This is a genomic window from Nitratireductor indicus C115 (assembly GCF_000300515.1).
GTDB lineage: Bacteria > Pseudomonadota > Alphaproteobacteria > Rhizobiales > Rhizobiaceae > Nitratireductor > Nitratireductor indicus.
Genome location: NZ_AMSI01000013.1, coordinates 124,008 through 144,652, shown reverse-complemented (window position 1 = coordinate 144,652; position 20,645 = coordinate 124,008). Strand labels below are relative to the sequence as shown.

Below are 20,645 nucleotides of genomic sequence, written 5' to 3'. Positions count from 1 at the left end.
AAGAAAAGCCGCCGTGGAGACCCCACGGCGGCTTTTCCGGTTTTGGAGCAGGGAACATTGCTCAAACTTATGATCTCATCACAATACGGCTAGAAACGGGCCGTTGCACCAACAATGAACGTGCGGCCACGGCCCGTATTGACGCCGTTGTAACTATCCGCAAATCCGCCCATCGCATTCATGTAACTCTTATCGGCTATGTTCTCGACCGAGAAGAAGAGCTTGGCGTTCTCGTTGAACTGCCAGGAACCATAGGCATCGAACAGTACATAACTTGGAAAGTGGATCGAATTGGCATCGTCGAAAAAGACCTGGACGCTGTCACCCACGTAGCGCATGCGCCCGCCAAGCGTCAGCCGTTGATCAAACAGCCGGGTCCCGACATCGATGGTCGCAAAATCGTCCGGCAGGCGGCCCACATCGTTTCCGACGCCGGCGAAATAGGGTAGCGGCTGTTCGGTATCGGCGATGGTCAAAGAGAAATTCGCGTAGATGAATCCCGCATCGTATCCACCTTCCAGTTCGAAGCCGCTCATCGTGGTCGTGCCCGGCAGGTTGATCCAGCGAATTGTCGGAGAGACCTCGCCGGGTTTCTGATCCATGCCATAGGTGATGAAATTCTTGATGCGATTGCGGAAATATCCAGCCTTGAGCCGGAATGCGTCGCCTGCAACGAAGAGATCGTTCGCCTTCACATTCACGCCAATGTCGATCCCGCGCATCGTCTCTGCCGTGAGGTCGAGGTTGTTCTCGATGGGACTGCCGCTGCCGTTGAAATTGTGGCCACCCGGATAGAACATCTCAGACGCGGTGGGCGCGCGGTAGGTATGCGCATAGGTGGCGTAAAATTCCATCCAGTCGAGGGGCTTCAAGGTCGCGGTAATGCTCGGGTTCCATTCATCGCCCGAGCGGCTTGCCGATTCCCCCGGACAGTTTCCGCCGCCGGCCGGACAATCGCCAAACCCCGGCCGCGTATAGCCGCGCACACCACTCAGCTGCCAGCGGTCGTAGCGCAACCCGCCTTTCAAGCTCATGATGCCGTGGGTAAGCGCGGCTTCGCCGAACAGCCCGCCCTTGATCAGACGCCCGTCGGGATTGGCCCCGCGCTGATCGTTGCCCTCGTAATCGTCCGAGGAATAGGCGGCGCCGGAGTAGAATTCCAGGTCAGTATTGCCGAAGCTCGTCCTGCTGCGATTGCTGATGTCGATACCGGTTGCGGTGTTGACGCCATGGCGGTTGGAGAAAACGCCTCCGATGCCATCGAAATCCAGCTTCGTGATGTTGTGGTAGGCATTCACCCTGAGGTCCCATAAGGGGTCTCCAGGCGTATAGGCGTAATTGGCTGTATAGGTCTGGTTGTTCACCGACCAGTCATATCCGCCACTCTGCACATAGAACGCGTTGTCATACCAGCGGCCGCCGAGCTTCAGCTCGTGAGTGTCATTGGGCTTCAGCTCCACCTTGATCAAGCCGGAGGATGGCTTCTGGCTGGGGTCGAACGGAACCTCAATACTATCGCCATTCTCGAAGCGGCGCTTCTCCGTATAGGAAAAAGCGCCCATGACGCTCGCCATCCCTTCCCCGTTGGGCAGCATGGGGGTGCGCAAACCGCCGGCGATCATTCCGGACCAGCCATAGGCATTCGTTCCCCCGCGCCAGGTCGTCATCACGCCCTGATCGCGCCCGGGCAAAAGCACATCTTCGATGCCGATGGTCCGAAAATTGGCGGCCCCTCCAAGGGCGCCCATTCCTTCTGCGCCGGAAACCGACCCGCGCTGAACATCCACGCTCGTCAGGAGATTCGTATCGACATAGGCCATGTCATCAAACGTACCGCCATGGCCCGACAGGTTTCGGAACGTTTGCGGCACACCGTCGATCATGGTGTTGACGCGCCCCATGCCCTGTAGCCCCCTGACGTTGACCGTCAGGCCGGGCTGATCGGAAGGGGCCCGCGTGAACGTGCCCGCCGTAGAACGGACAACCTGGTTGGCATCGCCACCGAAACGCTCCGTTATTGCCTCGCGGTCGACCGTGCTTGCCGGCGCCGCCTCGTCATAGGGGTCCCCGCTCCCAATCGTGTCGGAGACAATGAGCCTCTGGAGCAGCGTCCTTCGGCCCGATTCGGTTTCCTCGGCTTGTTGCCGACCATCCTGTGCTGATGTGTGGTGTGCCGTTCCAACGGTCATGGCCAGTGCCATGGCCGTGGCCGGCAAGATATGATGGCGCCTTGCGCGCGTAAGCATTCGAGCCCCCTTCAGTCGATCTGGACAAAGGCTGGCTCATCACGCGGGTCAGGCACATGTTTGCTGGCGCAAGCGGCAGCCGCATCAGCGGCAAAGCCGTAACACCGCGCAACGTATAAATATGATTATTATAGTCAAGTATTATTATTTGCCGACGTCGACCATGTGCAAAAAACCGGCAGATCGGATCTGCCGGGGGCACTAGAACCATCAAGAATCGCTCGACTGAGGAGCTCTCGCGCCCTCTTTGGCGGCTGGAACGACCTATCCGGCCATTTTCGGTCACTCACTTGGCAACAGAAAGTCTGGCCAGACGCCCTCAGAGCACGCCGCGCGCTTCGGCCAGTTCCTTGAGTTCGGCGGGCTGCAGCTCGACCGATTCGCCGCAGCCGCAGGCAGAAGTCTGGTTCGGATTCTTGAAGGTGAATCCGGTACGCAATTTCGTCACTTCGAAATCAAGTTCTGTTCCCAGAAGAAAAAGGGCAGCCTCCGGCGCAACATAGACATGCGCACCCTCACGTTCGACGTGGTCATCCTTCGGGTTCGGATCGGTGACGAGGTCGACCGTATATTCCATACCGGCGCAACCGCCCTTCTTCACGCCGACGCGCACACCCTGCGCACCGTCGCGAGAGGCCATGATAGCGCGCACCCGTTCGGCGGCGGCATCGGTGATCGTCATAACTTGAAATCGGCTCATGGGTCTCTCCATTCACAGCGAGTGAAAGGCTCGCGGATGGTTTCCTAGAAGATGGTCAAGATTCGGCCCGCTTGCAAGGGCTGGGTCAATACCAGCCGACGGCGACCTGGGCTTCCTCCGACATGCGGTCAGGCGTCCAGGGCGGATCGAACACCATGGTAACCTCGACATCGCCGACACCTTCCACGGAACTCACCGCATTCTGCACCCAGCCCGGCATTTCGCCTGCCACGGGACATCCTGGCGCCGTCAACGTCATATCGATCTTGACCGAACGATCATCCTCGATGTCGATCCTGTAGATCAGCCCGAGTTCATAGATGTCGGCGGGTATTTCCGGATCGTAGACCGTCTTCAATGCGCCCACGATATCGTCGGTCAGCCGCGCCAGTTCCTCCTGGGGAATGCTGGAGGCCGTGACAGCGCCCTCGCCTTCCGGCGCGGCTTCGCTCATTTCGTTCTGCGGTGCATCGCTCATAGTCGTCACCCGAAAAATTTGCGCGCTTTTTCAAGCGCTTCTGCCAAGGCATCAACCTCGGCCATCGTATTATACATGCCAAATGAGGCGCGGCAGGTGGAGGTCACGCCAAAGTGTTTGAGAAGCGGCTGCGCGCAATGGGTGCCGGCCCGCACCGCAACGCCTCCCCTGTCGATCACCATCGAAACATCATGGGCATGAATGCCCTGCAGCTCGAAGGATACGATGGCGCCCTTTCCCGGAGCATTGCCGAAGATGCGCAGCGAATTGATGCGACCAAGCCGCTCATGGGCGTAGCGCACCAGTTCCACCTCATGGGCTGCAATCGCCTCACGGCCCACGCCCTCGATATATTCAAGGGCCGCGCCAAGGCCGATCGCCTGCACGATAGGGGGTGTTCCCGCCTCGAAACGGTGCGGCGGATCGTTGTAGGTGACGTTGTCGAGCGTCACATCCTCGATCATTTCTCCACCGCCCTGGAAAGGACGCATGGCCTTCAGGCGATCTTTCTTGCCGTAAAGAACGCCAATGCCCGAGGGGCCGTAAAGCTTGTGGCCCGTGCAGACGTAGAAATCGCAATCGAGATCGCGCACATCCACAGGCAGGTGGACCGCGCCCTGGCTGCCATCCACCAGAACAGGAATGCCGCGCTCATGGGCAAGGCGGATGATCGCCTTCAGGGGCGTGATCGTGCCAAGCACATTCGACATGTGCGTGATGGCCACCAGCTTCGTGCGCTCACTCAGGGTTTTCTCGAAGGCCTCGAGGGTCAATACGCCATCCACATCGACCGGAACCCAGGCGAGCTTCGCACCGTAGCGTTCGCGCAGGAAATGCCACGGGACGATGTTCGAATGGTGCTCCATGATGGACAGCACGATCTCATCGCCCTCACCGATATTCGGCATGGCGAAGCCGTAGGAAACGGTGTTGATCGCCTCGGTGGCCGATTTGGTGAAGATGATCTCATCGGCGCTTTCGGCATTGAGAAAACGGCGGACGGTTTCGCGGGCCTTCTCATAAGCATCGGTCGCCGCGTTGGAGAGGAAATGCAGCCCGCGATGGACGTTCGCATATTCCTGACTGTAGGCATGCGTCACCGCATCGATGACGGCCTGCGGTTTCTGTGCCGAGGCGCCATTGTCGAGATAGACGAGCGGCTTGCCATAGACCTCGCGTGCGAGGATGGGAAAATCGCGGCGAATCGCCTCGACATCGTAGCTCTTGCTTTCGAGCGTCTGGTCCACTGTCTCAAACCTTCCCGTTCCAGTGCCTGGCATCCCAACCCGGTGGGATGAACCATTCGACAAGCTCACGGTCCACCATCAGTGCTGGCGGTCCGCGGCGGGCGCCCGCGCCGGATACAACCTCAACCGGCACTGCCCTGCCTTCATCCTCATGGTGAACTTGTCGAACCGCGAGGAAGAAGGCAGGCGCTGCCGATCAAACCGTCCTCACCGTCACCCGTGTTCCACGAACCAGGCGTCGAGCTTTTTCTCCAGCGCTTCGATAACCGCCTCGTCTTCCAGCTCCTCGATGACCTCCGCCAGGAAGGCCTTTACGAGCAGACCACGCGCGGTCTTCTCATCGATGCCGCGCGCCATGAGATAGAAGAGGTGATCGGCCTCGATCTCCGTCACCGTTGCGCCATGGCCGCAGGCCACGTCATCGGCAAAGATCTCAAGCTCGGGCTTGGCAGAAAAGCTGCCCTCATCCGAGAGAAGCAAGGTGTTGCAGGCCATCTTGGCATCGGTCTTCTGCGCGTCGCGGGCTACACGGATCTGCCCCTGAAACACGCCCTCCGCCTTGCCCGTGACAATATTGCGGATCGTCTCGGTAGAGAAGGTATCCGGAGCCAGGTGATCGAGCACCATGGTCACATCGCAATGGGTCTCGCCAGCCAGAAGATTGACCCCGCGCAGGCGGAAGGAAGACCCCTCGCCATCCGCGGTGACCCGCACTTCCTGGCGCACCAGCTTGCCGCCGGCATTCATGATGAACAGCGTGAGCTTGGCATCCTTGCCGAGGGTCGCGGTGAACTGGGCGAGATGCGACACCGTATCGGGCTGCTCCTGCAGAACGATCCAAAGCACTTCCGCGCCTTCGGCCACATCCAGATGGCTGACGCTCGAAACCAGAGCCTCTTCGCTGCCCGTCTGGCGTTCGACGATGGTGGCCTTCGAGCCCGCTCCCGCCTTGACGGCAAAACGGCTGTGAACTTGGCCGCCGGCATGCACGTTCTGAAACTCGACAGGCCGGTCGATCTGCGCGCCATCCTCGATCTCCAGGCAATAGCCGTCGGAAACGAAAGCGGCGTTGATGGCCGCCACCGTGTCGTAAGGATCGGCAACGCCCAGCTTCGATGTCAGGTCGCCCTCGATCAGGCGATCGGCAAGCCGTGAAACCGCAACGCCGGAAATACCGCCACGCTGGGTATTGGCCGCACCGTTCAGCACGGGCAGAAGCTCGGCCCTGTCGATCAGCGGGGCAACCTGCGCAGCACTGCTTTCAAAGCGATAGGCGGGCACGGTCGACAAGAGGCGGCGCAAATCCGTGTAATGCCAGGCCTCTACGCGGCGCGTCGGCAAGCCGGCCTTCAGGAGCTCCAATGCATCATCCCGGTGCACGGTGGTTTCGGCATCGCCCGGTAAATCGGAAATGCGGGCGGCGAAGCTGTCGATCAGCGCCGCCTCCGCCGCAGTCCTTGTGGTTTGTGCGTGTAGGTTCATCGAGAATACCTCACGCCGCTTCGCCGATAACGCCGGCGTAACCGTTCTTCTCCAGATCGAGCGCAAGGTCCTTGCTGCCGGACTTGATGATCTGGCCGCGGTAAAGGACGTGCACCGTATCCGGGACGATATAGTCGAGCAGGCGCTGATAGTGGGTGATCACCACAACGGCGCGATCAGGCGAGCGCAGGGCGTTCACACCATCGGCAACGATCTTCAGGGCATCGATGTCGAGGCCCGAATCCGTTTCGTCGAGCATGCACAGCTTGGGTTCCAGCAGCTTCATCTGCAGGATTTCGGCGCGCTTCTTCTCACCGCCCGAAAAACCCACATTGAGTGGACGTTTCAGCATGTTCATGTCCATCTCCAGCTCGTCAGCAGCCGAACGGACGCGCTTCAGGAGATCGGGAATCTTCAGCTCTTCCTCGCCGCGCGCCTTGCGCTGGGCGTTGATGGCGGTCTTCAGGAATTCCATCGTGGCAACGCCCGGTATCTCCATCGGATACTGGAAGGCCAGGAAAATGCCCGTGGCGGCACGCTCGGCCGGGTCCATCTCAAGGATCGACTGGCCGTTGAACAGAATGTCGCCTTCGGTAACCTCATAATCCTCGCGACCGGCGAGAATGTAGGACAGCGTGGACTTGCCGGAACCGTTCGGCCCCATGATGGCGGCCACTTCGCCTGCCTTCACCGACAGGTTCAGGCCACGGATGATCTCGGTGCCGTCCTCGGCGATACGGGCGTGCAGGTTTTTGATCTCAAGCATGATATCTTCCAAACTTTATTGCGGCCTCAGCCGACCGAACCTTCGAGCGAAATGCCGATGAGCTTCTGCGCCTCGACGGCGAACTCCATCGGCAGTTCCTGGATGACGTCCTTGACGAAGCCGTTGACGATTAGGGCGATGGCCTCTTCCTCGGGAATGCCGCGTTGCATGACGTAGAAGAGCTGATCCTCGGAAATCTTCGACGTGGTCGCCTCGTGCTCGAACTGGGCGGTCGCGTTCTTGGCCTCGATATAGGGCACGGTGTGCGCGCCGCAGTCATTGCCGATCAGAAGCGAATCGCACTGGGTGAAATTGCGGGCATTCGCAGCCTTGCGATGGGCCGAAACCTGACCGCGATAGGTGTTCTGCGAGTTGCCGGCGGAAATGCCCTTGGAGATGATGCGGCTCGACGTGTTCTTGCCGAGATGCAGCATCTTTGTGCCCGAATCGATCTGCTGATGCCCGTTGGACACAGCAATCGAATAGAACTCGCCACGGCTGTTGTCGCCGCGCAGAATGCAGGACGGATATTTCCAGGTGATCGCCGAACCGGTTTCCACCTGTGTCCAGGAAATCTTGGAATTCCTGCCCCGGCAGTCGCCGCGCTTCGTGACGAAATTATAGATGCCGCCCTTGCCTTGCGAATCGCCCGGATACCAGTTCTGCACCGTCGAATATTTGATCTCGGCATCATCGAGCGCAATGAGCTCGACGACTGCGGCGTGAAGCTGGTTCTCGTCGCGCTGCGGCGCCGTACAGCCCTCGAGATAGGACACATAGGCCCCCTCATCGGCGATGATCAGCGTGCGCTCGAACTGGCCCGTATTCTTCTCGTTGATGCGGAAATAGGTGGACAGCTCCATCGGGCAGCGGACGCCCTTCGGCACATAGACGAAGGATCCGTCGGTGAAGACGGCGGAATTGAGCGTGGCGTAGAAATTGTCGGAGACCGGCACAACCGATCCCAGATATTTCTGCACCAGTTCGGGATGCTCGCGGATCGCTTCGGAAATCGAGCAGAAGATCACGCCGGCCTTGGCCAGCTCCTTCTTGAAGGTCGTGACGACCGAAACGGAATCGAACACCGCGTCGACCGCGACGCGGCCGGAGCTGTAAACATTGTCGCTCGGATTTTCGTCCAGCGTGCTCGGCTCGCCCTGTTTGCGAACGCCCGCCAGAATTTCCTGCTCGCGTAACGGGATGCCCAGCTTCTCGTAGGTCCTGAGCAGTTCCGGATCCACCTCGTCGAGGGATTTCGGGCCGGTCTGGTTCTTGGGAGCCGCATAGTAATGCAGGTCCTGGAAGTCGATCTTGGGGTAGTTCACACGTGCCCAGGTCGGCTCTTCCATCGATTTCCAGCGTTCAAACGCCTTCAACCGCCATTGTGTCATCCACTCCGGCTCTTCCTTCTTGGCCGAGATGAAACGGATGATGTCCTCGTTCAGCCCCTTCGGCGCCAGATCGCTCTCGATCAGCGTCTCGAAACCATATTTGTACTGATCCACATCGATGCTGCGGACCTGATCGATCGTTTCCTGCACTGCAGGCATATGCGTTTTCTCCATCCATGCCGGGGTCAAGGCCCGGCCGTCTTCAAATTCGGCACACACCGGTTCAGCCCGTGAGGCTGCCCCTCATGTAATGCTTTAAAGCGGAGCTTTCATCCGCCCACATATAAAATATGTGTGTCTTTCTCCATTTTATTCCGAACCCACAATTCCTGCCGCTTTGCTCAGGCGGCTTCAGCCTTTCCCTTGCGCCGCCGTGCTATTCCGGCAAGGGCGTCGGCAAAAAGGCCAATTTCTTCCTCACCCGTCGAAGGGCCGATGGAAACGCGCAACGCGCTCGCGTCCTCGCCGAAACCCATCGCTTGCAGCACGTGGCTCGGCCCAACCCGGCCCGACGAGCAGGCGGACCCCGACGAAAGCGCCACCCCCGCAAGGTCGAATGCAATCTGCACCGTCTCTGCCTTCATGCCGGGAATGGAAAAGAAACTCGTATTGGCGACACGTTCCGCCGCCCGGCCGAAGAACACCGCATCGGGCACGTGGGCAACGACAAGTTCTTCGATCCTGTCGCGCATGGTGGCCACGTTTTCAATGCGGTCGAGCCCGGCCAGCGCGCAACGCGCAGCAGCCCCGAAGCCGACAATTGCAGCGAGATTCTCCGTTCCGGCGCGGTGGCCCTTCTCCTGCCCGCCACCCACGATCAGAGGAACGGGCATCATCAGATCGGCCGCGCTTACGATTGCTCCAACACCCTTCGGGCCGCCAATCTTGTGAGAGGAAAGAATCAGATAATCCGCATAACCTTTTGATATATCGACAGGAATTCGCCCTGCAGCTTGCACGGCATCGAGCACGACCACGGCCCCTGAGGCGTGGGCGATGCGACCAATTTCCTCGACCGGTTGAATGACGCCGGTCTCGTTGTTGACGGCATGGATCGCCACCAGCGCCAGTCCGGCGGACGTGTCATGTGCATCGAGACGCGCCTTCAGATCATCGAGGTCGACGAGACCATTGGGAGCGACACGAATCTCGACGACGGCTTCGGGCGAAAACCGCCCGCCCTTGAGAACACAAGGGTGATCAGCGGCGCTGACATAAACGCGGGAGAAGGCAAGCGGTGCACGCCCCATGGTCCAGTGGGGCGAAAGCAGCGTGGCGGCAGCTTCTGTCGCTCCGGAGGTGAAGACCACATGCTGCGGCTTGCCATTGACGAGCGCGGCAACCGAGGCACGCGCTTCCTCCAGCATGCGGCGGGCTGCACGCCCTTCGGAATGCACTGAAGAGGGATTGGCCGCCACGGACAGCGCGTCAAGCATCGCAGCGCGCGCTTCCTCAAGAAGCGGCGCACTGGCATTGTGATCGAGATATGCGCGCCTAGCTGCCATTCTTCTGCGCTCTACCGTCGCTCCGTACCGTCTGCATTTCGTAATCTAGGCCAAGTTTTGACCGATGCGGTGCAATTTCCTTGAATTTTCCAAGCGAGCCGTCCTATTTAACGCGGCTTGCCGAGGATGATGGGCATCTTATGCGACCATCATTTTTGAACAATTCTAAACTAGCTTCTATGGAGGCGTTGGCGTCGCGTCAAGGGTGAAGGGACGCTGATCCCAGTTTAACCCGAAGCGCCACGGCGCCCAATGTGGAGTACCCATGCCTGAGGTCATTTTTGCCGGCCCCGCCGGCCGCCTGGAAGGACGGTATCAGCCGTCGAAGGAAAAGAACGCGCCCATCGCGCTCATCCTTCACCCGCATCCCCAGTTCGGCGGCACGATGAACAACAAGATCGTCTACGATCTTTTCTACATGTTCCAGAGCCGGGGCTTCACGACGCTGCGCTTCAATTTCCGCGGCATCGGCCGCAGCCAGGGCGCATTCGACCACGGCACCGGCGAGTTGTCCGATGCGGCTGCCGCACTCGACTGGGTGCAGTCGCTGCATCCAGATTCGAAGAGCTGCTGGGTGGCCGGCTATTCCTTCGGCGCCTGGATCGGCATGCAGCTGTTGATGCGCCGCCCGGAGATCGAGGGCTTCATGTCCATCTCGCCGCAGCCCAATCTCTATGATTTCTCGTTCCTTGCCCCCTGCCCCTCGTCGGGCCTGATCATCCATGGCGATTCCGACAAGGTTGCCCCGCCGAGCGACGTTCAGGGCCTGGTGGATAAATTGCAGTCCCAGAAGGGCATCACCATCACGCAGAAGACGCTTCCCGGCGTCAATCATTTCTATTCGGACACCGTGGACCTCCTGATTGAGGAATGTTCGGACTATCTCGACGCGCGCCTGCGCGGCGAACTTTCCGAAGCCCGTCCCAAACGCCTGAAATAAGCCGCGCCTTTCGCGCCGGCATGCACCCGAAGAGCCTGAAAGACCATGACCGCCTTCAAGTCCGATTTCCTGCGCACGCTGAGCGAACGCGGGTTCATTCACCAGATTTCCGATGAAACGGGTCTCGACGATCTTTTCGCCAAGGAAACGGTGACGGCCTATATCGGTTTCGATCCGACGGCGGCGAGCCTGCATGCCGGCGGGCTTATCCAGATCATGATGCTGCACTGGATGCAGCAGACCGGGCACCGCCCCATCGCACTGATGGGCGGCGGCACGGGCATGATCGGCGACCCCTCCTTCAAGGATGAGGCGCGCAAGCTTCTGACGCCGGAAATGATCGCCTCCAACATCGCCGGCATCAAGAAGGTGTTTTCCAATTACCTGACCTTCGGAGACGGACCGAAGGACGCGGTCATGGTGAACAATGCGGACTGGCTGCTCGGCATCAACTACATCGAGTTCCTGCGCGATGTCGGCCGGCACTTTTCGGTCAACCGCATGCTCTCGTTCGATTCGGTGAAGCTGCGCCTCGACCGCGAGCAATCGCTGTCGTTCCTGGAATTCAACTACATGATCCTCCAGGCATATGATTTCGTGGAGCTGAACAAACGCTACGACTGCCGCCTCCAGATGGGCGGCTCCGACCAGTGGGGCAATATCGTCAACGGCATCGATCTCGGGCATCGCATGGGATCGCCGCAACTCTATGCCCTGACCTCGCCTCTCCTGACGACGTCTTCGGGCGCCAAGATGGGCAAGAGCGCGGACGGCGCCGTCTGGCTGAATCCGGACATGCTTTCCGCCTATGATTTCTGGCAGTACTGGCGCAACACCGAAGATGCGGATGTGGAACGCTTCCTGAAGCTCTACACGCGCATGCCGCTCGATGAGATCGCCCGGCTCGGTGCCCTTCAGGGTTCGGAGCTGAACGAAGCCAAGAAGATACTCGCAACGGAAGTGACGGCCATGCTGCATGGCCGGATCGCGGCCGATGAGGCGGCAGAAACCGCACGCAAGACCTTCGAGGAAGGGTCGCTGGACGAAAACCTGCCGACCATTGAAATTGCAGCGGCAGAACTCGAGGCGGGCGTTGGCGTTCTCTCGCTCTTTGTCACCGCCGGTCTTGCAGCCTCGAACGGCGAAGCCCGGCGTCATGTGAAGGGTGGCGCGGTTCGGCTCAACGACAAGCCGGTCAGCGACGAACGCCAGGTTGTGAGCATGGCCGACCTCACGCCGGAAGGCGTGGTGAAGCTTTCACTCGGCAAGAAGAAGCACGTCCTGCTGCGCCCGGCCTGATCGCACCACTCGCATTATTGCACCGATGTCGACGGGAGCCCTTGGGCTCCCGTTTTCCTTGGAGCAACCGACCCTTTGGCCCGTCAGCGATATTCGAAAATCTGGCGGAAGATACCCGGCGCGATGGCCGAGATCGGATTCACCTCGAGTTGCGGTTCGTCGAGATTTCCGTAAAGCCGATATGTGATGCCGATCAGGCCACGGTCACGGCCATTGCCCAATATGTTGCCGAAGAGCGGTATTTCGCCAAAAATCCGGTTGATGCCATAGAGCGGCATGAAGGTGCCCGTGATCGAGACATTGTTGTTCGCGTCGAACAACCGCCCCTGGAATGTCGTGCCGATCAAGGGACCGCGCAGAACGCCATTGTTCAGCTCAAGACTTCCGCCGGCCTTGCGAATATTGGAGAAACCGCGTTCGAAGCGTACTCGCGTGGCGTCGACCTCCGCGTCGCCGGTGCCCTTCTCCGTGGCCGCAACGAGCGAACGCAATCGCGGCTCGTTGACGATGAAGAAATCCTGCGCGGCAACGCTGCCTGACAGGACCTTCCCCGCCTCGCTCAGGGCAAGGCGCATCTGGCCGCCCTCCATATTGGCGTAGAAGTCCAGAAAGCGCATGATCGCGCCGGCATCGGTCGAGGTGGCATCCACCGTTCCATTGCCGCGCGACAGGGTGATCTTGCCGCCTGCACGCGCGGTGGCGCCGGCCTTCAACCGGCCAGGCGCATTGCCAGCACTTGCGTAGGTTAGCGTCACCCCCCGCAAAACCTCGCTGTTGAAGCCGGAGACAGCAGAAAGGCTCGCCGTCAGTTCCAGGCCGTTGCCGGAAGCTGCATCGTCGCCGGCAGCAGATTGCCCGCCCTTGCCGAGATAGTATTTGATCACCGAACGAGCATCGAGCGCATCGCCCTTGATCGAAACGACATAGGATTTTCCACGCCTGTCGACGCTGACGGCAAAATCGTCGCCGCGATTGAGGCGGGCGCTGTCGAACCGGGCGGATGCCAGCGAACCATTGGCTATCGACAATCTGCCCCGCGCACCAAATGTCTGCCCCTGCAGCACGAAATCGCTGAGCGACGTCTCACCGCCCTTCTCTTCCATGACGAATGTCGCCGAACCCGGAATGCCGGCGCCCTTGCGCCAGTTGACCCAGGGAAGCGAGAGCTGGGCTGCGTCGAGCTTCACACTGATCTTGCGTCGTCCCTCGCCAAGGTCCTCGTATCCGACCTCCGTGGGGCCAGAAAGAATATCCTCCAGCCCCGGCATCATGCGCTTGCGGGTGGCGTCGTCGAGGGTCAGTGTCACCTTGCGCTGGCGACCTCCTTCCGCCTTGCCGAGCGGCTCTACCAGATCGAGTTGGGCGGGAATGCCATTGAGCCGCGCCGTGGCAGAAATCTCCGCACGGTGCGGCTCTATCGTTGCCGTGCCCTTGGCATCGGTCACCGACTGCCCGTCGAAGGGTTTGGCGATGGAAAGGTCTTCATAGCCGATCTGAACCCGCCATCCGAGACGATCACGCGGGATTCCGTCGCTGAGCGGAATATCGGCAACGACGTGCCCCTTGACCGTTCCCGTCACATCGGCCGGGGAAAGATCGAGCACGCTCGACACATCAATCGGCTCATAGGAGGCAAGTTCCACGACTGCCGGAGCGTCGCCTGCGACATCTATCCCCAATTTGCCGATGCGCGGTTTCACATTCGCATTGCGGATCGCGAGCGTTCCGTTGCTGGCGGCAACAGTGCGGCCACTCGGCATGTAGACGGTGCCCGCTTCGATGGACACATCCACATCGACCCCCTGGAACGCCACCATGCCGATGCCGTCACGAACCGGCGGGATGGTCCCGGCGATATCGAACCGGGCGCCGGAGACCTTGAACTCCCCGCTGACCTCCTCGTCGCGAAGCGGATGACCGTCTCCGAGGCGGCCGGGCGGCACGCGCAGGCGCAGATTGCCCTCCGTGACACGCCCACCGAAAAGATTTGCGACAACCCAGTTGCGCGCACCTGTGGCAGCGAACCACGGCCAGAATTGCTTTACCTCGGCGGTCGGCAGGTCGCTGGCATAGACGGCGAGCGAAAGACCCGGGGATTTTCCCGCTTCCAGCGTAACTGAGGCGCTCGCCGAAATCTGACCGGCGCCCGTGACGATGCGGATCGTCTCTCCTATGATGCGTCCGCTTGCCGCCTCGATACGCCCGCTCATGCGCGCGGCAAACGGAACCTCACCTTCCTGCACATCGTCCGCCGCCACCGTGGATTTACGGCTGACAAGGTCGAAACCGTAGACCGGGCGCCCGTCGGCATCGTTATCGATCAAACCGAGGCTGCCATTGAAATCATATTCGGACCGCCCGATAACAAGGTTGGCACGGCGGATGGCGATTGCCTCGGCATCTTCGACCACTCTGGCGGAGATTTGGCCGTCCCCGGTGATCACGCCATCTTCCCTGAGATCGACAGTCAATCCCTTGAAAGCTATGTCGAAAGCCAATTCCCCCTTGCCGATCTCCGTTTCGGAGCCGGTCAGGCTGAGTTTCATCTGGTCGAGGCGATTGCGCGGCGCGGTATCATACACCTGCCTGGAAAGCTTTAGCGGGAACAGATGATTGCGCGGAAGCGCGACTTCGACCAACAGGGAGTTGATCGGGCCGCCGGGCTTGGGGCGCTGTGCCTCGCCATTCACCGTCACAGATCGCTCACCGAGCGTCAATTCGCCCTCAAAGGCCAGTTTACCCGTCCGGTTGACCGATGCCTGCAGGTCGACGCGCACGTTGCGACCGGTCTCGCCACCCGTCATCACCTCGACATCGCGAAGCGTGATATATCGGGTACCGGTGCGCTCCGTCAGTGCATAGGCCCGCCGCAATCCGTCGAAAAACTGGCCCTGCATGCTGCGCGGTTCAATGGGACGCATCCAGAATGGAGCATCGCTTTCCTCGGAGCGGCGGTTCGAAAGGTTGTCCAGGTCGATGCGCGCGCCATCGATCTCCGCACTGCCGATCTCCACCTTGCCGCGCAGCAACGGCAGGAGACGAAAACCGAAGCGCAAGGCCTCGGCCTTGATCAGCATCTTGCCGGTCTCGGCCTGGCTCAGATCGAGTTCGCGCACCTCCAGGGCCACAAGGCTCCTGTCGTTCAGGACAAGGCGCAGATCCTGCATATCAGCCCGGACCTCGAAGCCCGCAAGCGCCGTCAGCGCCTTCTGGGCCTCAAGCCGCAAACGATCCTGTCCCACAGCGCTGCCACCCAGCATCTGAATGCCCAGAACGAGGACAGCAAGAATCACCGCAAAGCCCACAATGGCGGAAAGCGACCAGCGAATCAGGCGGGCAAGACGCGACCGCCGCAGCACGCGATGTGCGCGACCCTTCGCGGAGGGAAACTTCTTCAGAGCTTTGATGTCTCTGCGTTTGAAGCGAATCTTCCTGTGAGATGCGCCGTCCTGATCCACACCTGTTCCCGTTAATGCACAGCCGCCATGGACGAATCCACAGTGCTCATTATATCTCTGCCCTCGACCGACTAGCCACAAACAGGGGAAAGAAAATGGCCGAACTCGTCAAAGGAAGCGAAGCACCCGACTTTTCCCTGCCAAGCGATGGCGGCGGTGAGGTCAAACTGTCAGATTTACGCGGAAAGATCGTCGTTCTTTTCTGTTATCCCAAGGATGATACGAGCGGCTGCACCGCCGAAGCCATCGATTTTTCAGCCCTGCGTGGCGGATTCGAGGCCATCGGTGCCGTCGTCATCGGGCTTTCCCCCGACAGTCCGAAAAGCCACGACAAGTTCAAGGCGAAACACGAACTTAATGTACAACTCGCCTCGGACCAGGAAAAAGAAGCCCTGCAGGCCTATGGCGTGTGGGTGGAAAAGAGCATGTATGGCCGCAAATATATGGGCGTCGAGCGTTCCACCTTCCTCATCGACAAGAATGGCAAGATTGCCGAGATGTGGCGAAAGGTGAAGGTGCCGGGCCATGCGCAGGCGGTTCTGACGGCCGCGCAAAATCTTTCCAAAGAAGGCTGAGACAGGTCCGCGGAAGAACTTTATTAACCCTAATCAATTGTAATCGGGATCAACATTTCCACTTTTCCTGGACGTTGATCCCGTGAGCAGACCCCAGCAATCCGCCGTCTTTGGAAAACGCAAAGATCCGCACACGATCATCATCGCGCGCGGTGATGATATCAGGCACTTCACGGTGCGACCGTGGATGGCAGCCATCGCGGGATCGTTTCTCGCATCACTTGCCATCGGCTACATTCTGGCGACATCATATCTCGTGCTGCGTGACGATCTGATCGGGGCCAATGTTGCCCGCCAGGCGCGCATGCAGCAATCCTACGAAGATCGCATTTCCTCGCTGCGCGCACAGCTCGACCGGGTAACGAGCCGTCAGCTTCTCGACCAGCAATTCATGCAGCAAAAGGTGGGCGAGCTGATCGCACGCCAGGACAAGCTCACCGAACGGCAAAGCCGCCTTGGCCCTATCCTTGAACAGATCAATGGCAAGGCTGCGCCCACGCCCTCTCCGCGCCCGCAGGTCAAGGCAGAAGTCAGACCGGAGGCCGCCCCGTTCAGGACTGCCGGCATTACGGCTACCGCCTTCGCCCCGACCGCCGCATCGAACATTCCGTGGCCATTGCGCGAGGGAAGCCAGAGCAACAAGATGTCGGCAGCGGACAAGGCAGATCGGCTTTTCGTGGAACTCAATCAAGCTCTCAAATCGATCGAGGCAGAGCAGATCGACAATGTGAAGACGCTTGCCGAGGACGCATACCAGACAGCGGGAGTCATTGCCGACGCGCTGGAAGATGCAGGCATCGAGATCGCCGAAAACTATGGCCAGGAGAATGTGGGCGGGCCGTTGCTGGTTTCTGCCGGCGAACAGGTCTTCGAGGACCAGGTAAAGGAACTCGACGAAGCCCTGTCCCAGCTCAAGGCGCTGAAGCAGACAGCCCGCAAGATGCCGCTCGCCAATCCCGCTCCCGGCGCGCAGGTTTCCAGCACGTTCGGAACACGCCGCGACCCCTTCCTCGGACGCCCGGCCTATCATTCGGGTATCGACTTCCGCGCCCAGCGCGGCACCAATGTTCATGCAACCGGCGCTGGAAAGGTCGTAAAGGCCGGATGGAACGGCGGATATGGCCGCATGGTCGAGATCGACCATGGCAATGGCCTGACCAGCCGCTACGCCCATATGAGCAAGATCGAGGTGAAAGAAGGGCAGACCGTCACGACAGGGACGGTCGTCGGCGAGGTTGGCTCGTCAGGACGCTCCACCGGCCCGCATCTGCACTACGAGGTGCGCCGTTCGGGCAATGCCGTCAACCCGACCCGCTTTCTAGCCGCTGGCCGAAAGATCGCGCCCCATATCAAGCCCGAAAGCTGATTCAAGCATATTCTCGGTCAGCCTATCGAGTTGCGCGCCGTCTCGATCAGCGAGGTGGCGCCTTTTGCCATGTAGGAAGCCTCGGACCCCAGGGCGAAAAAACGGAATCCCATGGCGTGATAGCGCCCGACCAGGCGCGGATCCACCACATAAATGGTTGCGTGCTTGCCGGCAGCCCGCGTCCTGGCCGCGATATCGGCGATAGCCGGCATCATCTCTTCAAGCGCTGGATCGACCTTGCGCCCGTCCGTCCAGGCAATGGAAAAATCGGACGGCCCCACGAGAACGCCGTCGATGCCTTCCACGGCCAGGATATCGTCCAGAGCATCAAGCGCCTGGCGCGTTTCGATCATAGCGATTGCGAGGGTTTGACCGTTTGCCGTTTCGAGCCACTGCTGCGCGCTGGTCTCCCCCGCACGAGGCATCGCAAAGGTCGGCCCCCAGGAACGCATGCCGACAGGCGGATATTTCATGGCGGCGGCAAAGGCCCGGGCATCCTCCGCCGAATTCACCATCGGGGCTATGACGGCCTCGGCGCCGAAATCGAGCGCTCTGCTCGCCATGTCGAACCGGCCGACCGGGATGCGGACGACCGGATGGGCACCGGCCTGCCGAATGGCCGGGATGCCGCGCAAAACGCTGTCTTCATGATGGCCGCCATGCTGCATCTCCAGCGTGACAACGTCGAACCCGAGCCCGGCCACCGTTTCCACGACAAGCGAATCGGGGATGGTCGACCAAGCGGACAAAACTGCTTCATCAGCCTTCAGGCGCGCGGCAAGCGACATGGAGAGGTCCTACTCGCTCTGAACCTGTTCGGCTGCCTGGACGAGAAGCTCGTCCATGGTGCGGCGAATCTGATGATCGGACTGCTCGATACCCGCCGCGTCGAAATCGCCGCGCACTTTGCGGAACACATCTTCGTCGCCTGCTTCCTCAAAATCGGCCTTCACGACTTCCTTCGCGTAGGCCTCCGCGTCATCGCCGGTCTTGCCCAGCTTTTCAGCGGCCCAAAGGCCGAGCAACTTGTTGCGGCGCGCCATGGCCTTGAACTTCAGGGTCTCGTCATGGACGAACTTGTTTTCAAAAGCGTCCTGGCGGTCTTTCATGCTGGCCATCTCCATGTCCTCCATTCGGCACCCGTCATATCGGTGCGCAGAAACAATCGGTTGGCAAGCAAAAACCAGAAGGCCATGGCCGGGTCAATACGCTCAATGCGGGCATGAACGTCTTTGCTGGAGGGAGAATCCCGTTGGCTCCCGAGAAATGGCAATTGTGATACGGTCGGGTTTGCGCTAGAGACCGCGTGAAAAGCCGCATCTTTTTGCAATGCCACGCTGCGAGGCTTCCGCAGGAAGTCTCCCCGTCAAGGCAACGGACCAGGAAAAGCCATGAACCGTCGTCGCCGCATCTATGAGGGCAAGGCCAAGATTCTCTATGAAGGCCCCGAGCCCGGTACACTCATCCAATTCTTCAAGGACGACGCCACGGCGTTCAACAAGAAGAAGCACGAGATCGTCGACGGCAAGGGCGTGCTGAACAACCGGATCTCGGAATATATCTTCGAGCATCTGAACCGCATCGGCATTCCGACGCACTTCATTCGCCGGCTCAACATGCGCGAACAGCTGATCAAGGAAGTGGAGATCATTCCGCTCGAGATCGTCGTGCGCAACATTGCCGCAGGCTCTCTCGCCAAGCGGCTCGGCATCGAGGAAGGCACGGTGCTGCCGCGCTCGATCATCGAATTCTACTACAAGGCCGATGCGCTGGACGACCCGATGGTGTCCGAAGAGCACATCACGGCGTTCGGCTGGGCAAGCCCGCAGGAGATCGACGACATGATGGCGCTCGCCATCCGCGTCAACGACTTCCTGACCGGCCTTTTCCTCGGCGTCGGCATCCAGCTGGTCGATTTCAAGATGGAGTGCGGCCGGCTCTGGGAGAACGACATGATGCGCATCGTCGTCGCCGACGAAATTTCTCCCGATTCCTGCCGCCTTTGGGACACCGCCACCCAGGACAAGCTCGACAAGGACCGGTTCCGCCGCGACATGGGCGGCCTGGTGGAAGCCTATCAGGAAGTGGCGCGCCGTCTCGGCATCATGAACGAGAACGAGCCGCCCCGCCCCGGCGGCCCCGTGCTCGTTTCTTCCAAAGACAGCAAGACGCGCCACTAAACCAGGCGCAGACCGGACAGCAGGGAGTTTTCTCGTGATCAAGGCCCGCGTCACCGTGACGTTGAAGAACGGCGTTCTGGACCCTCAGGGTAAGGCCATTGGCGGTGCGCTCGCCGCTCTCGGCTTTGCCGGAGTGGACAGCGTGCGCCAGGGCAAGGTGTTCGACCTGGAGCTGGAAGGCTCCGACAAGGTGAAGGCCGAAACCGAACTAAAGGCCATGTGCGAAAAGTTGCTGGCGAATACGGTGATCGAGGATTACTCTGTCGCCATCATCTAGGGTTGCATATTTTCAACCAGGACGGGCGCGATGCCCCTTGAGGAACCGCAACGGTCACAAGTCATGAAATCAGCCGTCATCCAGCTTCCCGGCCTTAATCGCGACCGCGACATGATCGCAGCGCTGACGAAAATCTCCGGCAAGGCGCCGCATACGATCTGGCAGACCGAAACCGAGATACCCGATGTCGACCTGATCGTCATTCCAGGCGGTTTTTCGTATGGCGATTATCTGCGCTGCGGGGCCATCGCCGCGCGCATGCCGGTCATGGCCGCAGTCGCCGAGAAGGCTCGCAAGGGCGTTCTGGTGATGGGCGTATGCAACGGCTTCCAGGTTCTTCTCGAGGCGGGCCTCCTGCCCGGCGCCCTGATGCGCAACGCTTCTCTCCGTTTCGTTTGCCGTGAAGTGAAGCTCGAAGTCGCCAATGCCAACACGGCTTTCACGCGCGGTTATGCGCCGGGCCAGATCATCCGTTGCCCGGTGGCCCATCACGACGGCAATTATTTCGCCGATGCGGAGACGCTTGCCCGGCTCGAAGGGCAAGGCCAGGTGGTATTCCGCTATGCCGAAGGCACCAATCCCAATGGGTCGCTCGACGATATCGCCGGCATCATCAATGAACAGGGCAATGTGCTCGGCATGATGCCGCACCCGGAGAACCTCATCGAGATGGCTCACGGCGGCTCCGATGGGCGAGCATTGTTCGAAGGCCTTCTGGGGAAGGCCGCCTGATGG

General features: G+C 60.2%; 18 protein-coding genes. 7 read left to right on the top strand and 11 right to left on the bottom strand.

Annotated elements, in window-relative coordinates:
- Window positions 1–89: 89 nt before the first annotated feature.
- The 8 genes from NA8A_RS18115 to NA8A_RS18080 all read right to left on the bottom strand — a co-directional run bounded on the left by NA8A_RS18115 (window position 90) and on the right by NA8A_RS18080 (window position 9,815).
- Complete coding sequence (locus NA8A_RS18115) at window positions 90–2,246, bottom strand: TonB-dependent receptor domain-containing protein (RefSeq protein ID WP_009451822.1); 2,157 nt, start codon at window positions 2,244–2,246, stop codon at window positions 90–92.
- Between the two features lie 319 nt (window positions 2,247–2,565).
- Entirely contained in the window at window positions 2,566–2,946 is a 381-nt protein-coding gene (sufA, locus tag NA8A_RS18110) for a Fe-S cluster assembly scaffold SufA (protein ID WP_009451821.1), read from the bottom strand.
- A gap of 85 nt (window positions 2,947–3,031) precedes the next feature.
- Entirely contained in the window at window positions 3,032–3,424 is a 393-nt protein-coding gene (locus tag NA8A_RS18105) for an SUF system Fe-S cluster assembly protein (RefSeq protein ID WP_009451820.1), read from the bottom strand.
- Between the two features lie 5 nt (window positions 3,425–3,429).
- The gene (locus NA8A_RS18100) at window positions 3,430–4,704 is read right to left on the bottom strand and encodes a cysteine desulfurase (RefSeq protein ID WP_051018028.1); all 1,275 of its coding nucleotides are present in this window, start codon (window positions 4,702–4,704) and stop codon (window positions 3,430–3,432) included.
- Between the two features lie 180 nt (window positions 4,705–4,884).
- A complete protein-coding gene (sufD, locus tag NA8A_RS18095; RefSeq protein ID WP_009451818.1) occupies window positions 4,885–6,153 on the bottom strand; it encodes a Fe-S cluster assembly protein SufD in 1,269 nt (422 codons plus the stop codon).
- Window positions 6,154–6,163: 10 nt separating this feature from the next.
- Window positions 6,164–6,919: a Fe-S cluster assembly ATPase SufC gene (sufC, locus tag NA8A_RS18090; protein ID WP_009451817.1), complete on the bottom strand. Its 756-nt coding sequence runs from the start codon at window positions 6,917–6,919 to the stop codon at window positions 6,164–6,166.
- 26 nt (window positions 6,920–6,945) lie between these two features.
- Window positions 6,946–8,469 (bottom strand): Fe-S cluster assembly protein SufB, encoded by a 1,524-nt coding sequence (gene sufB / locus NA8A_RS18085; protein WP_009451816.1) that lies wholly within the window; start codon window positions 8,467–8,469, stop codon window positions 6,946–6,948.
- A gap of 182 nt (window positions 8,470–8,651) precedes the next feature.
- The gene (locus NA8A_RS18080; RefSeq protein WP_009451815.1) at window positions 8,652–9,815 is read right to left on the bottom strand and encodes a cysteine desulfurase family protein; all 1,164 of its coding nucleotides are present in this window, start codon (window positions 9,813–9,815) and stop codon (window positions 8,652–8,654) included.
- A 265-nt stretch (window positions 9,816–10,080) separates the two neighbouring features.
- On the opposite strand from NA8A_RS18080, the gene NA8A_RS18075 reads away from it, so the two are divergent.
- Window positions 10,081–10,755 carry an alpha/beta hydrolase gene (locus NA8A_RS18075; protein WP_009451814.1) on the top strand — a complete coding sequence of 225 codons (675 nt, stop codon included), beginning with the start codon at window positions 10,081–10,083 and terminating at the stop codon, window positions 10,753–10,755.
- A gap of 45 nt (window positions 10,756–10,800) precedes the next feature.
- Entirely contained in the window at window positions 10,801–12,054 is a 1,254-nt protein-coding gene (tyrS, locus tag NA8A_RS18070; protein WP_009451813.1) for a tyrosine--tRNA ligase, read from the top strand.
- An 83-nt stretch (window positions 12,055–12,137) separates the two neighbouring features.
- Here the strand turns inward: tyrS and NA8A_RS18065 are convergent, their stop codons facing one another.
- The gene (locus NA8A_RS18065) at window positions 12,138–15,413 is read right to left on the bottom strand and encodes a YhdP family protein (RefSeq protein ID WP_143088097.1); all 3,276 of its coding nucleotides are present in this window, start codon (window positions 15,411–15,413) and stop codon (window positions 12,138–12,140) included.
- A gap of 194 nt (window positions 15,414–15,607) precedes the next feature.
- Here NA8A_RS18065 and NA8A_RS18060 point away from each other — a divergent pair, with 194 nt between their 5' ends.
- Together NA8A_RS18060 and NA8A_RS18055 are read left to right on the top strand one after the other, a co-directional pair.
- Window positions 15,608–16,087 carry a peroxiredoxin gene (locus NA8A_RS18060; RefSeq protein ID WP_009451810.1) on the top strand — a complete coding sequence of 160 codons (480 nt, stop codon included), beginning with the start codon at window positions 15,608–15,610 and terminating at the stop codon, window positions 16,085–16,087.
- An 82-nt stretch (window positions 16,088–16,169) separates the two neighbouring features.
- A complete protein-coding gene (locus tag NA8A_RS18055; protein WP_009451809.1) occupies window positions 16,170–17,453 on the top strand; it encodes a M23 family metallopeptidase in 1,284 nt (427 codons plus the stop codon).
- A gap of 17 nt (window positions 17,454–17,470) precedes the next feature.
- On the opposite strand, the gene NA8A_RS18050 is transcribed toward NA8A_RS18055, so the two are convergent.
- Both NA8A_RS18050 and NA8A_RS18045 read right to left on the bottom strand, forming a co-directional pair.
- Window positions 17,471–18,241, bottom strand: coding sequence for an HpcH/HpaI aldolase family protein (locus tag NA8A_RS18050; protein ID WP_009451808.1), 771 nt, complete (start codon window positions 18,239–18,241; stop codon window positions 17,471–17,473).
- A 9-nt stretch (window positions 18,242–18,250) separates the two neighbouring features.
- Window positions 18,251–18,571 carry a DUF1476 domain-containing protein gene (locus NA8A_RS18045; protein ID WP_009451807.1) on the bottom strand — a complete coding sequence of 107 codons (321 nt, stop codon included), beginning with the start codon at window positions 18,569–18,571 and terminating at the stop codon, window positions 18,251–18,253.
- Window positions 18,572–18,844: 273 nt separating this feature from the next.
- Between NA8A_RS18045 and purC the strand changes: the two genes are divergently transcribed.
- The 3 genes from purC (at window position 18,845) to purQ (ending at window position 20,642) form a co-directional block, all read left to right on the top strand.
- Window positions 18,845–19,633: a phosphoribosylaminoimidazolesuccinocarboxamide synthase gene (purC, locus tag NA8A_RS18040; RefSeq protein WP_009451806.1), complete on the top strand. Its 789-nt coding sequence runs from the start codon at window positions 18,845–18,847 to the stop codon at window positions 19,631–19,633.
- Between the two features lie 34 nt (window positions 19,634–19,667).
- The gene (purS, locus tag NA8A_RS18035) at window positions 19,668–19,910 is read left to right on the top strand and encodes a phosphoribosylformylglycinamidine synthase subunit PurS (protein ID WP_009451805.1); all 243 of its coding nucleotides are present in this window, start codon (window positions 19,668–19,670) and stop codon (window positions 19,908–19,910) included.
- 63 nt (window positions 19,911–19,973) lie between these two features.
- Window positions 19,974–20,642, top strand: coding sequence for a phosphoribosylformylglycinamidine synthase subunit PurQ (purQ, locus tag NA8A_RS18030; protein WP_009451804.1), 669 nt, complete (start codon window positions 19,974–19,976; stop codon window positions 20,640–20,642).
- Window positions 20,643–20,645: the final 3 nt, after the last annotated feature.

Bases quoted from the DNA above. Each gene is read 5' to 3' on its own strand.
- NA8A_RS18050 (WP_009451808.1), bottom strand. From the start codon at position 18,241: ATGTCGCTTGCCGCGCGCCTGAAGGCTGATGAAGCAGTTTTGTCCGCT.
- tyrS (WP_009451813.1), top strand. From the start codon at position 10,801: ATGACCGCCTTCAAGTCCGATTTCCTGCGCACGCTGAGCGAACGCGGG.
- NA8A_RS18080 (WP_009451815.1), bottom strand. From the start codon at position 9,815: ATGGCAGCTAGGCGCGCATATCTCGATCACAATGCCAGTGCGCCGCTT.
- sufA (WP_009451821.1), bottom strand. From the start codon at position 2,946: ATGAGCCGATTTCAAGTTATGACGATCACCGATGCCGCCGCCGAACGG.
- NA8A_RS18105 (WP_009451820.1), bottom strand. From the start codon at position 3,424: ATGAGCGATGCACCGCAGAACGAAATGAGCGAAGCCGCGCCGGAAGGC.
- purC (WP_009451806.1), top strand. From the start codon at position 18,845: ATGAACCGTCGTCGCCGCATCTATGAGGGCAAGGCCAAGATTCTCTAT.
- NA8A_RS18060 (WP_009451810.1), top strand. From the start codon at position 15,608: ATGGCCGAACTCGTCAAAGGAAGCGAAGCACCCGACTTTTCCCTGCCA.
- sufC (WP_009451817.1), bottom strand. From the start codon at position 6,919: ATGCTTGAGATCAAAAACCTGCACGCCCGTATCGCCGAGGACGGCACC.
- NA8A_RS18045 (WP_009451807.1), bottom strand. From the start codon at position 18,571: ATGGCCAGCATGAAAGACCGCCAGGACGCTTTTGAAAACAAGTTCGTC.
- NA8A_RS18100 (WP_051018028.1), bottom strand. From the start codon at position 4,704: ATGCCAGGCACTGGAACGGGAAGGTTTGAGACAGTGGACCAGACGCTC.
- sufB (WP_009451816.1), bottom strand. From the start codon at position 8,469: ATGCCTGCAGTGCAGGAAACGATCGATCAGGTCCGCAGCATCGATGTG.
- NA8A_RS18115 (WP_009451822.1), bottom strand. From the start codon at position 2,246: ATGCTTACGCGCGCAAGGCGCCATCATATCTTGCCGGCCACGGCCATG.
- sufD (WP_009451818.1), bottom strand. From the start codon at position 6,153: ATGAACCTACACGCACAAACCACAAGGACTGCGGCGGAGGCGGCGCTG.
- NA8A_RS18075 (WP_009451814.1), top strand. From the start codon at position 10,081: ATGCCTGAGGTCATTTTTGCCGGCCCCGCCGGCCGCCTGGAAGGACGG.
- purQ (WP_009451804.1), top strand. From the start codon at position 19,974: ATGAAATCAGCCGTCATCCAGCTTCCCGGCCTTAATCGCGACCGCGAC.